General features: G+C 39.0%; 20 protein-coding genes. All 20 read right to left on the bottom strand.

Going from position 1 to position 15,571, the window contains the following annotated elements; translation table 11 throughout:
• Positions 1-14: 14 nt before the first annotated feature.
• The gene (locus CDZ88_RS08790; protein WP_157796514.1) at positions 15-734 is read right to left on the bottom strand and encodes a flagellar biosynthetic protein FliO; all 720 of its coding nucleotides are present in this window, start codon (positions 732-734) and stop codon (positions 15-17) included.
• A 31-nt stretch (positions 735-765) separates the two neighbouring features.
• Positions 766-1,128, bottom strand: a complete 363-nt coding sequence (locus tag CDZ88_RS08795) for a response regulator (protein ID WP_100373194.1) — start codon at positions 1,126-1,128, stop codon at positions 766-768.
• A 20-nt stretch (positions 1,129-1,148) separates the two neighbouring features.
• On the bottom strand, positions 1,149-2,399 hold the full coding sequence (gene fliY, locus CDZ88_RS08800; RefSeq protein ID WP_100374644.1) for a flagellar motor switch phosphatase FliY: 1,251 nt from the start codon (positions 2,397-2,399) through the stop codon (positions 1,149-1,151).
• Positions 2,392-3,384, bottom strand: coding sequence for a flagellar motor switch protein FliM (gene fliM, locus CDZ88_RS08805; RefSeq protein WP_100373195.1), 993 nt, complete (start codon positions 3,382-3,384; stop codon positions 2,392-2,394). Before fliM ends, fliY begins: the two co-directional genes overlap by 8 nt.
• Before the next feature lie 58 nt (positions 3,385-3,442).
• Positions 3,443-3,874, bottom strand: a complete 432-nt coding sequence (fliL, locus tag CDZ88_RS08810) for a flagellar basal body-associated protein FliL (RefSeq protein WP_100373196.1) — start codon at positions 3,872-3,874, stop codon at positions 3,443-3,445.
• Positions 3,875-4,087 (bottom strand): flagellar FlbD family protein, encoded by a 213-nt coding sequence (locus CDZ88_RS08815; RefSeq protein ID WP_100373197.1) that lies wholly within the window; start codon positions 4,085-4,087, stop codon positions 3,875-3,877.
• An 82-nt stretch (positions 4,088-4,169) separates the two neighbouring features.
• On the bottom strand, positions 4,170-5,093 hold the full coding sequence (locus tag CDZ88_RS08820) for a flagellar basal-body rod protein FlgG (protein WP_100373198.1): 924 nt from the start codon (positions 5,091-5,093) through the stop codon (positions 4,170-4,172).
• Positions 5,094-5,167: 74 nt separating this feature from the next.
• On the bottom strand, positions 5,168-5,554 hold the full coding sequence (locus tag CDZ88_RS08825; protein ID WP_100373199.1) for a TIGR02530 family flagellar biosynthesis protein: 387 nt from the start codon (positions 5,552-5,554) through the stop codon (positions 5,168-5,170).
• Between the two features lie 13 nt (positions 5,555-5,567).
• Positions 5,568-6,074 (bottom strand): flagellar hook assembly protein FlgD, encoded by a 507-nt coding sequence (flgD, locus tag CDZ88_RS08830; protein ID WP_100373200.1) that lies wholly within the window; start codon positions 6,072-6,074, stop codon positions 5,568-5,570.
• Between the two features lie 10 nt (positions 6,075-6,084).
• A complete protein-coding gene (locus tag CDZ88_RS08835) occupies positions 6,085-7,398 on the bottom strand; it encodes a flagellar hook-length control protein FliK (RefSeq protein WP_100373201.1) in 1,314 nt (437 codons plus the stop codon).
• Positions 7,399-7,428: 30 nt separating this feature from the next.
• Positions 7,429-8,004: a MotE family protein gene (locus CDZ88_RS08840; RefSeq protein ID WP_100373202.1), complete on the bottom strand. Its 576-nt coding sequence runs from the start codon at positions 8,002-8,004 to the stop codon at positions 7,429-7,431.
• Positions 8,005-8,018: 14 nt separating this feature from the next.
• Entirely contained in the window at positions 8,019-8,456 is a 438-nt protein-coding gene (gene fliJ / locus CDZ88_RS08845) for a flagellar export protein FliJ (RefSeq protein WP_100373203.1), read from the bottom strand.
• A gap of 13 nt (positions 8,457-8,469) precedes the next feature.
• Positions 8,470-9,777 carry a flagellar protein export ATPase FliI gene (fliI, locus tag CDZ88_RS08850; protein ID WP_100373204.1) on the bottom strand — a complete coding sequence of 436 codons (1,308 nt, stop codon included), beginning with the start codon at positions 9,775-9,777 and terminating at the stop codon, positions 8,470-8,472.
• A complete protein-coding gene (gene fliH / locus CDZ88_RS08855; RefSeq protein WP_100373205.1) occupies positions 9,755-10,576 on the bottom strand; it encodes a flagellar assembly protein FliH in 822 nt (273 codons plus the stop codon). The genes fliI and fliH overlap by 23 nt, the downstream gene beginning before the upstream one ends.
• Positions 10,569-11,585, bottom strand: a complete 1,017-nt coding sequence (gene fliG, locus CDZ88_RS08860) for a flagellar motor switch protein FliG (RefSeq protein WP_100373206.1) — start codon at positions 11,583-11,585, stop codon at positions 10,569-10,571. The genes fliH and fliG overlap by 8 nt, the downstream gene beginning before the upstream one ends.
• Before the next feature lie 12 nt (positions 11,586-11,597).
• Positions 11,598-13,175 (bottom strand): flagellar basal-body MS-ring/collar protein FliF, encoded by a 1,578-nt coding sequence (gene fliF / locus CDZ88_RS08865; RefSeq protein ID WP_100373207.1) that lies wholly within the window; start codon positions 13,173-13,175, stop codon positions 11,598-11,600.
• Between the two features lie 59 nt (positions 13,176-13,234).
• The gene (fliE, locus tag CDZ88_RS08870) at positions 13,235-13,543 is read right to left on the bottom strand and encodes a flagellar hook-basal body complex protein FliE (protein ID WP_100373208.1); all 309 of its coding nucleotides are present in this window, start codon (positions 13,541-13,543) and stop codon (positions 13,235-13,237) included.
• A 13-nt stretch (positions 13,544-13,556) separates the two neighbouring features.
• Entirely contained in the window at positions 13,557-14,012 is a 456-nt protein-coding gene (gene flgC / locus CDZ88_RS08875; protein ID WP_100373209.1) for a flagellar basal body rod protein FlgC, read from the bottom strand.
• A gap of 5 nt (positions 14,013-14,017) precedes the next feature.
• Positions 14,018-14,413 (bottom strand): flagellar basal body rod protein FlgB, encoded by a 396-nt coding sequence (gene flgB, locus CDZ88_RS08880; protein WP_100373210.1) that lies wholly within the window; start codon positions 14,411-14,413, stop codon positions 14,018-14,020.
• Between the two features lie 359 nt (positions 14,414-14,772).
• Entirely contained in the window at positions 14,773-15,552 is a 780-nt protein-coding gene (gene codY, locus CDZ88_RS08885; protein WP_100373211.1) for a GTP-sensing pleiotropic transcriptional regulator CodY, read from the bottom strand.
• Between the last annotated feature and the right edge of the window lie 19 nt (positions 15,553-15,571).

Raw genomic sequence — 15,571 nt, forward strand, 5'->3', positions numbered from 1 at the left:
AAGTTGATCGACCATCATTTCTCTCTCTCCCTAACTTCGTCATGTATTTTTTTCTGAGATGATGACACATCATTTAATTGATTATTTAAAAGTGCTTTAAACGCTTGTTCATTGCTAGTATTCGTTTTCTCTTGGTCGAGCTTAGACTTTGTTCTGAAACTACCTGCTAACTTACTCAACGCTTTTGATAATGGTTGATCCATTTGTTCAAACTGTTGCTGCTGCATCTTAGATAATCGTTCAATTTCAATTGGGTCATCAAGTTCTTTTAAAAGCTGGATGGAATCTCCCACCCCTACAACTAGTAATCGATCTCCAACCTTGACTAATTGCACAGAACGATTTGCACCTAATGCTACACCACCGATGTTTTGTAATAGTTTAGTGGAATTATAAGACTGAGTCCTTTTATTCACAAAACGCAATAGCATGTAAATCAGAAAAATAACAAAAATAAGGGCTGCAATCAATTGAACAAACATTAAGAAAGTGTTTTGTTCATTCATGCTAATTGGAATTTCTTGTTCATCATTTATCGGATCAGCTATATTTTCTTCTTGTTCTTGCTCACGTTCAGTAGTCGTTTCATTGTTGTTAGTATTCTGCTGCTTCTCTTCTTCGATTGCATCAATTACAGACCTATTTTCATTTACTTCCTCTGCAATAACATTATGCATTGGTAAGATCATCATCAAAAAAAGTAAAACAATTAATGCATATAACTTGCGAACCATTTGTGACACACCACACTTACTACGAATGTAATTACCCAAGAGTTTTCTTGATTGCCTCAAGTACACGATCGGCTTGAAACGGTTTAACGATAAAATCTTTTGCTCCTGCTTGGATTGCATCAATGACCATTGCTTGTTGTCCCATCGCAGAACACATGATCACTTTTGCATTGGGATCTATTTTTTTAATTTCCTTTAACGATGTAATTCCATCCATTTCTGGCATCGTAATATCCATCGTAACTAAGTCCGGAGTGAGTTCTTTATATTTTGTTATTGCATGTGCCCCGTCATTCGCTTCCCCAACCACATCAAACCCATTTTTTGATAAAATATCCTTGATCATCATACGCATGAATGCTGCATCATCAACAATTAATACTCTGTGTCCCACATTACTCCCTCATCTCTATGTTATTTTAGATTTCGAATACGATCAGCTTGACTAACAATGTCCGTTAGACGAACGCCAAAGTTTTCTTCGATCACAACCACTTCACCTTTGGCAACAAGCTTTTGATTGACTAGAATATCAACAGGTTCACCAGCTAATTTATCTAATTCAATAATCGATCCGTGACCAAGTTCTAGAATTTCTTTAATAGAACGCTTTGTTCGCCCTAACTCCACGGTGACCTGAAGTGGAATATCAAGTAACATATTTAAATTATTTGATTCATTGTTTGACAATGGTGTTGGTTCGAAATGCGAGAACGCCGCTGGTTGAACATCTGCTTGTCGATCACCATGCATCCCTGATCCAATATGCTGTTGAACTCTTGACTGTATTTCTTGATATGGTTGGCTTTGGTGCCCTTGTGAAGAAGGTATAGGTACTTGTTCATTTATTTGATGACTTTGATTATTGTTTATTTGACTAGGCTCTTCTACTTGGTTGGCTTGATTACTTGGTGAGACTTCTGTAGGCACTTCCTCATTAGCTGAAGATTCACTAGGTGGGTTCATTAAATCCTCTACTAATCCTTTTGCAAAGGAAACTGCGACGAGCTGCATAATAGAAGAATCAATCAAATCGCCCACTTTTAAGCGAAACGAGATCTTCACCAAATATTTATCTTCAGGTACATTCGATGTTCCTCTATTTTTTTTGAAATCTATCAAGTCAATACCTGGTGGTGAAATGTCCACTTTTTTATTAAAGATTGTTGACATCGACGTAGAGGCCGAGCCCATCATTTGATTCATTGCTTCTTGAACCGCACTTACATGCATATCTGATAACTCTTCAGCAGGACTCAGCCCGTCTCCACCCAACATTAAATCAGCAATAATCGCTGCATCCGATGTTTTGATGACTAACAAGTTCATGCCTTCAAAGCCTTCTGTGTATTCTACATGAACAGCTACATGTGGTTGTGGAAATTCTGATTCAAGTTTTTCACGTTCTATTAAAGAAAGTGTTGGTGTTGTAATATCCACCTTTTGGCTTAATAAAGTCGATAATGCAGTAGCTGCACTACCGAATGAAATATTTCCTATTTCACCTAATGCATCTTGTTCAATTGCATCTAAGTATTCATCTACGTTTGGACCGGTCGATGACTCCTGTTCACTTGCCGCAGGTTCATTTGACTCTTCTTCGTCATTGCTGATCCCTTTTAATAATTCATTTATTTCATCTTGGGAAAGCATGTCATCATTCATCATCTTCTGCCTCCTCAATGACATCCGTTACTTGAACGGCCATTTTATTTTTCATTTTCCCGGGTTGTGCGTAGTATTTCTTTTCCCCTTCCACTGTTACAAGCAAAGGGTCATGAATGGATTGATCTAACTCAATCACATCGCCTACACCTAGGTGTAGAAATTCTTGAATCGTGATTTCTGAGCGCCCAAGCTCTGATTGAATTTGGAGGGTTGCTTTTTTTAATTTTTTCTCAATGGCTTCTTGTTCACCAGGTTGGCGCTGTTTTTTTGTATCTTGCATCCAATAATGAACGGACAACTTAGGAAGTATTTCTTCAATCACCACATGCGGCAAACAAATGTTAATCATTCCAGATGTTTCTGCGATCGTTGTTGATAATGAAATAACGACCACCGTTTCGTTCGGCGAAACCATCTGAAGGAATTGTGGATTCACTTCGATATCTTCCATGACGGGATCCATCTCAATTACTGAACTCCATGCTTCTTGAAAACTATCTAAAGTGCGTTGGAAAAGTTGAGACATAATACGAGTCTCAATTTCTGTTAATTTCTCTACTTTATTAACACTTACACCTTTACCACCTAACAGACGATCTAACATTGCGTATGCGATATTAGGATTCACTTCCATCAAAAAGCGCCCTTCTAAGGGGTACGGTTCGAAGACATTTAAAATCGTCATCGATGGAATGGAGCGAATGAATTCTTCATAGGGCAATTGATCGACCGAAGCAACAGAAATCTCTACAAACGTCCGAAGTTGCGCAGAGAAATAAGTGGTTAAAAGCCTCGAGAAATTCTCATGAATTCGAGACAAACTACGAACTTGATCCTTAGAAAAACGAAGCGCTCGCTTAAAATCATATACTTTTATTTTCTTTTCTAATTCTTCTTTTTTCAATTCATCAGCATTCATTTCCCCAGTGGAAATAGCTGATAGCAAAGCGTCTATTTCACCTTGCGATAAAATGTCAGCCAAGAGCCTCACCTCTCAATCCGTCAAAAACTTCTGTTTGTTTACTCTTCTGGCTCATCAGCTATTGAATGACCCAGCTTGTTGTATATACTTGAACAACAGAACCATCTTGTAATACCTCATTAATTTGATTACGTAGTTCATTTTCTAATTCTTCAATACCTGACGCACCTGCAAGATCCGGTGACCTTTTACCAGATAATGTTCTAAGAATGATATTTTCAATTTGGAAGTCTCTTTTTTCAATCTCTCGGAGCGTTTTCCTACTATCTACATGAATATGAAACTGTGTTCGCACAAAATCATTCGATAAGAGATTTGTCATAATTTCATCTGACACGTAAGATTGAGCAATGATCTCATCAATCGTAGGCTCACGATCTGGGTCTGGTTCACTAGTAAAGTGATTAAATAACACGAGGGTGATGACTCCAACTAACGTTAACGCAATGATTATGATGAGCATAATGTTAACGAGCTTATTTTTAAACAATCAAGAACCCTCCACATCTTTGTATCCGGCAGTAAGCCCAATTGCTTTGTACCGATCATTTATTGCATCAAACACATCTTGAATATCATCTTTTACGACGATCTTATTTCCACTAAGTAAGGTAATCGTCGTATCCGGAAATGCTTCAACTTGTTCGATTTGTAACACATTTAACATAAATGGTTGTCCATTAATTCGAATTAATTTAATCATAATTATTGAATGGGCTAGATCAGAACCTAGCCCAAACCTCCTTCGCCTTTTGGATGAACTAGTCGCCTCTAAGCTTTAGTGATTATCGTTTTAAGTTGACTAATTCTTGCAAGATTTCATCTGAAGTTGTGATAATACGAGTGTTCGCTTGGAATCCACGCTGTGCAACAATCATCTCTGTGAATTCTTCCGACAAATCAACATTTGACATTTCGAGCGTACCAGCTACGAGAGATCCTGCTCCGTTAGTGCCAGGGAATGTAACATAGCCGTTCTGAGTTGGATCTGTGTCAGCAAAGTCAACATCTCCATCAGGTAACTGTGGCGTGCCCGAGTTGGCTGTTGGCTGATACATATTATCCCCCACTTTTGCTAAACCTTCATTATTAGAAAATTTAGCCAACAAAAGCTGTCCACCCGTCCTTAAGGTAGCACCATCCATAAATACGACCTTTCCATCTTGACCAATGCTGAAACTTTCAACATTAGAGGGAATTCGTATTCTACCAAAACGATTAAAATCAGCTTCACTCTCAGGAGGAAAATCGGTAGCGGCATCATTAATTTCGTCATTAACTCCACCCATAACGTACATCCCGTCACTATTAACTAAATAACCCTCATTATCCAAATAGAAATTTCCTGCCCTAGTGTAGCTATAAACTGCATCATCACCCGCTTGACCATTCGATAAGACAAAATATCCATCACCAGAAATCCCTAAATCCAATGCACGGTTTGTATTTTGTAGACTACCTTGAGTATGAATTGTATCGATCGTCGCTAACTGTGAACCAAGACCTACTTGTCGAGGGTTTGTACCTCCTCTACCTGGATCATTGGGCCCTGTTGCTCCTGCAATTTGTTGGCTGACCATATCTTTAAATGTCGCACGGCCTTTTTTGTATCCGAATGTGTTGACATTTGCGATATTGTTTCCGATGACATCAAGCTTTGTTTGGAAATTTTTCATTCCTGAAATTCCTGAGTACATTGAACGTAACATGTATGTGTCTCTCCTTTATGATACGCTGCGTCTGTCATTCGGCAGCGATAGCCTCCCAAATGGGTCCAGCTTTTTTATTCGATCACAATCGTTCCATTAATGTTCGTAAATATTTGACTCTTCGCTTCTTCACGATCTAAGACGGTAATGACCGTGCTGTTTTTAGCACTAACAAGCAAAGTTGCATCATTGGTAATAACTAAGGACTCTGTTACCCCTTTTTGTTTTGCTTCAGCTACTTTATCGGTTATCGTTTGCCACTTTTGCTGATCAAACTCAATGCCTCTTTGGTTCATTCTTTCTGTGGCGTGTTTACTCATTTTAAGATCTGTTTTACCTTTTAGTTGCTCGGTTAGGACAGTTTGAAACGATCTCTTAGGCTGTGACTGCTGTGGTGAAACCTTTTTTACAAAAGGTTTTGGAAGTGATTGGACAGAAGAGATGTGTGTTCCTTTATTCATCTTCTCACTCCCTTTATTCTGCTATATTCTCCGTCTGACTTGCGTCTGATTGATTTTCATCTACTTTTTTCGTGGCAGCATGAATTTCCGTTAATTGCTCATGGTGGATCCACCGACCATTGTCTAATTGGATTCGGATCGTTCCATCGAATTCTGCTTTAACTGATTGTACATTGTTTTCTTGATACTGTAATTCCGTTCGGTACTCATCTACATCTACTTCTTGGGCCCACTTCACCTTTTTACCAATCAATTCACTGAACTGTACTAAGCTTTGACTCGTTTGCGTATCGACAAATTTCTGCATCGTTTGGTTCATATTCGTCATTTGTTCTAAGGAAGAAAATTGTGCCATTTGAGCGATAAATTCTCGATCATCCATTGGATTCGATGGATCTTGATTTGATAGTTGAGTCATTAAAATCTTCAAAAAATCGTCTTTTCCCAACATGTTTTGACCCGTTTGTGACGTTGGCTTCGGTTTATTTTGAAGAAAGTAACTTTCATTAATTGTTGTCATTTGAGCTCACCTACACTTCTTCATTAATCGTTAATTCCTCTAAAAATTCTTGAAACGTTTCTTGCGATTCATCCGTGTCTCGTTCTTTTCTGTCTTGTTGGTCCTTAGACTGTTGTTTGTTAGAAGAATCTTCGTCCTTAATGGCCGACTGCTGTTGCTGAGATACTTCGACCCGTTCTACTGTAAGGTTTTGATTGATAAAGGCTTGTCGAAGCTGCTGAAGTTGTGACTCGACAAGTTCTCTCGCACCTGAAGAACTAGTTAACAACCTTGCGATCAATACTCCATTGATTTGCGTCAGCTGAATGTCAATCCGCCCAAGATGTTGTGGATACAATTTCACTGAGAATGTATTCATCCCCGCTTCATTTTTTCTAAAAGCTCCACGTTGCATCATTTGCTCGAACTGCTTTAGCAGCTGCTCTTGTTGAACTTGCTTCGGTTGATGTTCGCCAATATGAATGGTTGCTTGTTGCGACCGAGACATTAATTGTCCGAGCTCTATACCGTTTTGTGGTAGAAATAACCCTTGATTTAATGGGCGTTCATTGCCAGCTGTTCTTAGCAGTGGCATATCATCTTTTCCAGTCGCCATCAGTTGATTCATTGCTTCTTTAAATGTTTGATTAGGCGATGTTGTTTGACCCTTCATTAAAGAGTCTCCGGTCCGTTCCTGTAAAACATTTTGTAGGTGATGAATAATTCGAGCTAACTGTCGTTCAATCGATTGATTTTCACCTTTTAACACCGGAAAAAGTTGATCGATTTTTCTTTCGGTGTTTAAAGATAGCTTCTGATCCGTTCGTTGCTCTGCTTGGATGTAGGATAAGAGAACACCTACTAATGCAAGTTGCTCCTCTGGCCAATCATTCACCATATCCATGACTGTTTCTTCGGATAGTTTGATCTTCTCTTGATTGTTTACATTAAGTACATCAAGAAGAGATTGGGACCAGTTGTCATCGGTATCTTCCGATGAATGTAGACTCATGTCTGTTTGCTCATTGTTGAGTAAACCTAATAGTTGCATTAAAGAACCCGCCAAGTCATCAGGTAACACATCTAAAAAGGATTGAATCAATTCATTCTCTTGTAAAGTATCGATGTCGACCTCTAGACCGATGAATGAGGCTATCCATTCGTTTAATTCGACTTGGTTTGTTAAAGAAGTTGGCGCTTCGGCTTGTGCATGTTCGCTAGAAGTTTGAAGATTTCCTAACATCATTGCAAATGTGCTATTAGACTCTGAGTTTGAATCGATCTTCCCGTTAGATAAAGTGGTTGGCGTAGTTTGCGTTGAAAGAAGAGCCATCATTGCGTTCATTTGTTCACCTCCCTTCGAAAAAGAAAATTATTATTCCCCGAGCCTGCTCATTAAATTGGCTGCAACTTCTGGTTCCATTTTCGCTAAAATGGCCGCTCTAGCATTGGTGGCCATTTGAGATAAATGAAGGAGAGCTTCTTCACTACTTAACTCTGAAAGGATAGCGGCGGCATTCTTTGCAGACATCGCCTCATACGTTCTTGCTAATTCTTTCAGGTCCTGTGTGGCCAGTTCGGCTTGTTCTTGTGTTAGTAAAAGTTCTTGTTTTAATTCGACGTTTTCGTTTTCAAGGTTGATCACTTGCTCTTCTCGCTCGGTCATTTGTTGAGATAATTGGTTGATTTGCGTTTGTTGAGATTCAATGGTTGCTTGAAGTTCACTTTCATCAAGTTGTTCTTCGTAAACCACATCCTCATCCTCATCCTCATTTTCAATCAAAGATTCGACAAACGGAATCTGTGAACCCATTTGCTTTGCTCCACCGACAACATCAAAACCGATCAAATTTAAGATCACACTAAAGAGGATCAGAGCAAAGACCACTGGAATAAAAATGACGAGAAAGAACATTTGCAACTTGCTATTCTTTTTTTCTCCTTGAGTCATAACTTCACCTATTTTCAGCGCTTTTGAAACAATTGAATGGCAATTTCGTCCATCTGTACATTATCAAGATAAATTTGCTCTTGTTTGTATTGGGTAAATTTTACCTGTTTCATTTTTTCGTATTTTTTGTATTCGATTGAACGTTTGACCATATCTTGTTCTTTCCGTTTCATTCGCTCTCTAGCTAATTGGGTATTTCGTTGCTGATCACTTATAGCCTGTTGCAACCTCATAAGTTGAGATTGACTCGATTGAAGTTCATAAATGGAGATTCCGTTAGTGACTTTTTCTCTACCTAGTTCTTCTAGATTCTCTTTCTTCTTTAACAACTCATACAACTCTGTTGCAACTTGTTCAAATTCATTCATTGCTTCTGTATATTGATGTTGGCTCGATTGCTGCTCTTGTTCTCTGAGATTCATCACCTTTTGTAGTGCAAAATCAAAGGACATTTATCATAACACCTCACCCAAATTGGTTCTTTAATAGCGTTGTTGATTCATTTATAGTCATTTTTTCGTCTGTTCCTTGAGATAAAAATTGAATGATCGCAGGGTGTGCTTGGATCGCTTCATCAATTTCTTTAGAAGAGCCTCGCTTGTAAGCACCAATGTTAATTAAATCCTCAGCTTCCTCATACGTTGAGAGCAAGAAACGCACTCGATCTGCTGCTTGTCTATGTTGATCATCTACTAAATCAGCCATCACTCGGCTCACACTCTTCAACACATTTATAGCTGGAAACTGTCCTTTATTCGCTAGACGACGATCTAAGACTAAGTGACCATCTAATATCCCTCTCACCGCATCAGCAATGGGTTCATTCATATCATCACCATCAACTAACACCGTATAAAAGGCTGTGATACTTCCACGTACGTCTGTCCCTGAGCGTTCTAAGAGCTTAGGTAACATCGCAAAAACAGATGGTGTATACCCTTTAGTAGTAGGTGGCTCCCCAATCGCTAGACCTACTTCTCTTTGAGCCATAGCAAATCGTGTGACAGAGTCCATCATCAAGTTCACATCATATCCCTGATTCCGAAAGTATTCCGCAATAGCTGTTGCTGTCATCGCACCTTTAATTCTCATTAATGCCGGTTGATCAGAAGTTGCTACGACTAAGATAGTACGCTTCAGCCCTTCTTCCCCGAGATCACGTTCGATAAAGTCTTTCACTTCACGTCCACGCTCTCCAATCAATGCAATCACATTAAGATCGGCTGATGAATTTTTAGCAAGCATTGAAAGTAACGTACTTTTTCCGACACCACTACCAGCAAAAATACCAATCCGTTGACCTTTTCCTACTGTAAACAAGCTATCGATGGATCGGATACCAAGGCTCATCTTTTGCTCAATCCTTGGTCGGGCAAGTGGGTTTGGGGGCTGATTATCCGTTGGAAACGACGTTAATCCTTTAGGCAAGGATGACTGGTCTAATAATTCCCCGCACCCATCTACCACTTTGCCAATTAAACTCGTACCCACTTTAATTTCAAGAGGTTTGCCCGTTGCTTCTACTAAGCTGCCTGGTGCTATTTCAGTGATTCCGTTTAGTGGCATAAGTAGAACATATTCATTTCGAAACCCGACTACTTCTGCTCGTACTCGTTTTTGTTGATGTTTTCCAATTAGAATGTAGCAAAGGTCCCCAATCGAAGCGATCGGTCCTTTTGATTCAATCATTAACCCTACTACTCTTGATACTCTCCCATACCATTTATAAGGTGAGAGTGTAGAAACCGAGTTAATTAAAGACTTCGCTTTCATGATCAACCTCCTCGAGTTGAACGAGTAGCTGCTTTTTCAGCTCTTCTAATTGATGATCTACGGTAGCGTCGATTCGTCCGAATTTCGATTCAATAATACAGCCATTCTCAGAAAGTTGCGCATCGGCATATATGTAGAGCACTTCCGTGTGACTTAGCAGATGTTGTAGCTCTTCTTTTTGTTGACGGGTACGCTCGAACCAAGTAGGATGCACATATATTTTTACTTCTTCATGTTCCTGAACTTCCTTGATCACTTGTTTTACCAGTTGGCCCCAAAGAGGTGAGTCTGGCTCGAGATGCTCATTGATCATTCGCTTGGTCAGCTCGACAGCAAGTTCAACGATAACCGGCTCGGCATCTGCTAACACTTTGTTGTACTCGTCTTTTGCGCTCATTATAACCGTATTCGCTTCTTCAATTACCGCTGAGTACTCACTGAAACCATCTTCTCTTCCTTGCTGCAAGCCTTCTTTGTACCCTTGTTCTTTCATGTGCTCAAAGGCTACTTCTTGTTGTTCAGTGGCTTGTTGTTGGTCGCGCTCTAACTGCTCATACATTTTTTCAATATCTTTCTTAGCTTGTTCAATCATTTCCTCAGCTTCTTGTTTCACTTCTTTTAACTGTCTTGTCTTGGCTCTCTCAAACTCTAGATGGCCTCCCGATTGCACATCGCCATCTTCTTCACTTGAATCTATCAATAATTGAAATGCGTTTTCTTCAAATAAATTACGAATGGTGATCGTTTTCACTTCTTGGTCCGTCGCTGTTGATTGGCGTGATTTAATGAGTTTAGACAATCACATCATCTCCTCCGCCACGAGCAATAACGATCTCCCCTGACTCTTCAAGACGGCGAATAACCGAAACAATTCTTGTTTGGGCCTCTTCTACATCTCTCAATCTAACAGGACCCATAAATTCCATTTCATCTTTAAATGTCTCTGCCATCCGCTGTGACATATTATTAAAGACAATTTCCTTCACTTCATCGCTAGCTACTTTTAATGATAATTGAAGGTCTTCATTTTCTACATCTCGAATGACTCTTTGAATCGAACGATTATCGAGTGTGACAATATCTTCAAAGACAAACATTCTTTTCTTGATTTCCTCTGCAAGCTCAGGGTCTTGAATTTCAAGGGCATCTAATATCGTTCGTTCTGTTGAGCGGTCAACACTGTTTAACACATCTACCACTGATTCAATACCACCAGCATCTGTATAATCCTGAGTCATCGTAGACGAAAGTTTCTGCTCTAAAATTGATTCAACCTCATTAATGATTTCAGGAGAAGTGCTATCCATTAATGCGATTCTTCTAGCCACATCTGCTTGAACTTCTTGTGGAAGCTCTGAGAGGATTTGGCCTGCTTGAGTGGAATCCAAGTAGCTCAAGATTAAAGCAATCGTCTGCGGATGCTCATTTTGGATAAAATTTAAAATTTGAGATGGTTCTGACTTTCTAGCAAAATCAAATGGTCGTACTTGAAGAGTCGATGTTAAACGATTAATGATGTCCATAGCATTTGACTCTCCTAATGCTTTTTCAAGGATGCTTTTGGCATAACCAATTCCACCTTGAGCAATATAGTCTTGAGCTAAGACAAGCGAATGAAATTGTTCTAAAATCTCGTCTTTCATCTCACTATCGACTTTCCGAACATTTGCAATCTCTAACGTTAGCTGCTCGATCTCTTCCTCCGATAAATGTTTATACACTTGAGCGGAAACATCAGGCCCAAGTGAGATTAGGAGGATTGCCGCTTTTTGCTTACCTGATAACGATTTTTTAGTTGCTTGTGCCAACCGTCTTCCCTCCTAATCCTCAGATAACCACGTACGAAGTAGTTTCGAAAATTCTTCTGGCTTATCTTTAGCCATCTTTTCAAGTTGTTTTCTTTTCGTTGCTTGAACACCCGTATCTTCATTAGGAAGATCTGGAAGAAAATCAGTCTCTTCTTGAATAATTACCTGTTCTTCTTCAATTTCACGTTTGCGTTTTCGATTTAAAAGGAATAGCAACAATATAATTGTCACAATTAGTAGACCACCTACTACATACATCCAAACCGGGATCGCCATTTCATTTACAGCTTCTAATTCAACTTTCCCTGCAAACGGTCCAGAAACAATAGAAATGTTTTGATTAATCGCTTCTTCTGTGAGTTCATCAGCGTATACGCCTGATATGCTCGTTCTTACGATGGTTCCTAAAATTTGTTGAATATCATTTAAGCGTTCTTGCGGAAGAACATCCATACCATCTGGTGGCTCTACCATAACTTGAATACCTAAATCTCTTATTTTGTATGGACTCTCAACGATATCTCGATTAATTCGATTCACTTCGTTATTAATTCGATCTTCCGTCCGCTCATAATCCGTTTCTCCTTGCCCAAAAGCGCCTGGGAAGTTAGGAATACCATCTCCCGCACCCTCAACACCACCTGGAGGCGTACCTTCGCCAGTGTAAGTCTCTGTGATTCGTTCAATACTGACTGCAATACCTTCCATATTTTCTGGATCAACCGGTTCAACAAGCGACTCTTGTCGGTTCTCTTGGGTAAAATCAATATCTGTCGTAACAGATACTAACACTTTGTCTTGCCCGACTACCGTTCCTAACATTCTCTGTAGATTTTTTGTCAAATCTCTTTCGATTTCACGCTGAACAGCTCTCTGTTGCTCAAAAGCTGTTAACGTTGTTGCTGGATTCGAATCTTGCTCATAAAAATAATCCTCAAACATTTGGTTCATAATGACGATATTCTCTATAGGTAGATTCGGAACACTTTTTGATACTAAATGATAAAGTGCTTTTACTTGACTCTGCTCTAATTGATACCCAGGTGATAAATCAACAATGACAGATGCAGTCGCAGCTTCTTGTGTTGTATTTAGCCAAACACTTTCCTCCGGTAAAGTAATCATCACATTCGCATTATTCACACCATTAATATTACGGATAAGGTCTGCTAATTCGGTCTGCATTAACCCACGTTCCATAATCGTAAACTCATTATCTGTCATCCCAAAACCCATTTGATCTTGGAAAAAGCTATAATCGATGCTTCCACTTCTCGGAATGCCTTCTGCAGCCAAATCAACTTTTAGACTATCAACTAAAGCTTCTGGAACTAGTATTGTCGAGCCATTATCGGAGATTTCTGCTGGAATTCCTCTTGCATCTAACGTTTCTTTAATTTGCCCGGTTTCTTGCAAACTTAAGTTGCTGTATAGAGGGACGTTATTCGTTCGATTTCCTAATAAAACTAAAAGAATAAGTACGAGTATGACAGCACCTACAGATCCTATAAGAATTCCTCTTTGTTTTGTTGTGCGCTCGCCCCAATACTCTGTTACCTTCTGCTTGTATAGTACAAATTTCTCGTTCATGCGCCCTCCTACACCCTACATTACAAATTACTGACAAAATATTGTGATGGCTTTTTTTATTATACTTGCATTCTCATAATTTCCTGATAGGCTTCCATGACCTTATTCCTAACTTCCACTGTAGCTTGTAAGGCGATACTTGCTTTCTGTCCTGTTATCATGACATCATGCAAATTATCAATTTCTCCCGCTGCCAATTGTTCAGTTTTTATTGCTGAAATATTTTGTAATTCATTCACATTCTGTACCGCTTCACTTAGAGCCGCTTTAAAGGTGTTCTGTGCTTCATTTACCGTTTTCATTGGTTTTTGAATCGTTCCTACTTGGTTTTGAACCAAAAAGGGCGATGTATTTATGCGGTAATCCATCTAATTCGACCTCCTAACGACCGATTTCTAGTGCTTTCATTAACATATTCTTGTTGGCATTTAAGGTCGTCACATTGGCTTCATAAGCCCTTGTCGCCGTCATTAAATCCACCATCTCGCGTAACGGGTCTACGTTCGGTAATTCCACGTACCCTTCATCATTCGCATCGGGATGTTCAGGGTTATACACTAACTTAAATGGAGTTTGATCTTCAACAATCCCTGACACCTTTACACCGTTACCCACTTCGTTATTAGTCCCCATGGCTCGGTCTAAAAAGCTGGAGAAAGGATTTTTTCCATTCGGTTCAACAACAACCATTTTCCTGCGATAAGGGACCCACTCACCATCAACCATCTGCGCTCTAGTCGTGTCTGCATTGGCCATATTCGCTGAAACCACGTCCATACGTAGACGCTGCGTTGTTAGAGCAGAGGCATTAACATTCAAACCATGGAAAATTGACATCGTTATTAATTCCCCCCTCTAATTGTTGATTGTAAGCCTTGGAATCTACTATTTAACCGTTCGATTAACGCATTATAATAGATTTGGTTTTTAGCAAGCTCGGCCATTTCTAAATCAATGTCGACGTTATTTCCATTGTGGTTATAAGTTGTATTCCTGTTTATATCAACTATTGGTTCATTCGAGCTTTGACTAAAGTTGACATGTTTTTCATTTGTTTTATGCGCTTGTAATTGATTATTCATGGCACTGTTTAATGTATGCTTAAAACTGACTTTTTTTGCGCTGTAGTTTGGCGTCCCTGCGTTAGCTATATTCTGAGACATTGCATGTTGCCTCATCTGCGAACCATCTAACCCACGCTCAAGCGCTTGAAAAGTTGAACCAGAAAATAAATTCATTCTCGTCACACCTTTCGACATAATTCTTTTTCATTAGTGATAATTCTGTTTGTATAAACAAAATTATACACATTTTCACATAATAATCACTAAGAAAATTGTAATAAATATAAGTCTAAAAGTCTAATGAACATTCGATTAAAGTAGGAATCGATAATAAAGAACCATTAAATTTTGAGTCCTTTAGTCCGTGTATCCACTACACCTATCATACCATAGTATTATTTGTCGTATTTTCAACCTATGTTATTTACAGTCCGTTTACATATTCTTATGATTTTCCTCATATATAGACAGAATTCTACAAAAAAAAGACCACCGTGGTGGTCTTTTTCCCTCTAAGCATTGAAATACTTATTTTATTTTGTTTTAATCTTGTCCAATTCCATTAGGAACTTATCATTAAGAACTTTAATGTATGTCCCTTTCATACCTAGTGAACGAGATTCAATAACTCCTGCACTTTCTAATTTACGAAGAGCATTTACGATAACTGAACGAGTAATACCTACACGATCAGCAATTTTACTAGCAACTAATAAGCCTTCTTTTCCATCAAGCTCTTGGAAGATGTGTTCAACAGCTTCTAGTTCACTATAAGACAATGAACTAATTGCCATTTGCACGACCGCTTTGCTACGAGCTTCCCCTTCAATTTCTTGAGTCTTCTCATGCAAAATTTCCATCCCTACCACTGTCGCTCCATACTCAGCTAAGATTAAATCATCGTCATTAAATGAGTCGTTTAAGCGAGCTAAGATAAGTGTCCCTAGACGTTGTCCACCTCCAAGAATTGGTACAATTGTAGTTAAGCCATGCTGAAATAAATCTTTATTCTCAATAGGGAACGCTGTGTAATCACTATGAATATCAAGGTTTGGAGAGGTTTCTTCTACTTTAGATAGGCCTCCTGTATACTCTTCAGGGAACTGACGGTCTTCAAGCATTTTTTTCATTCTCTCATTTTCAATCTCTTGTTTAATCGAGAATCCAAGTAATTTCCCACGTCGACTAACGACAAAAACATTTGCACTGATGGCATCACGTAGTGTCTCGGCCATGTCCTTAAAATTAACTTGTTGCCCACCTGATTTTTGTAACATTTCATTAATTTGTCTTGTTCTTGATAATAAATTCATTTCAAATTCCTCCTAGGAA

It is taken from the genome of Bacillus sp. FJAT-45037 (genome assembly GCF_002797325.1).
Classification (GTDB): Bacteria; Bacillota; Bacilli; order Bacillales; family Bacillaceae_D; genus Alkalihalophilus.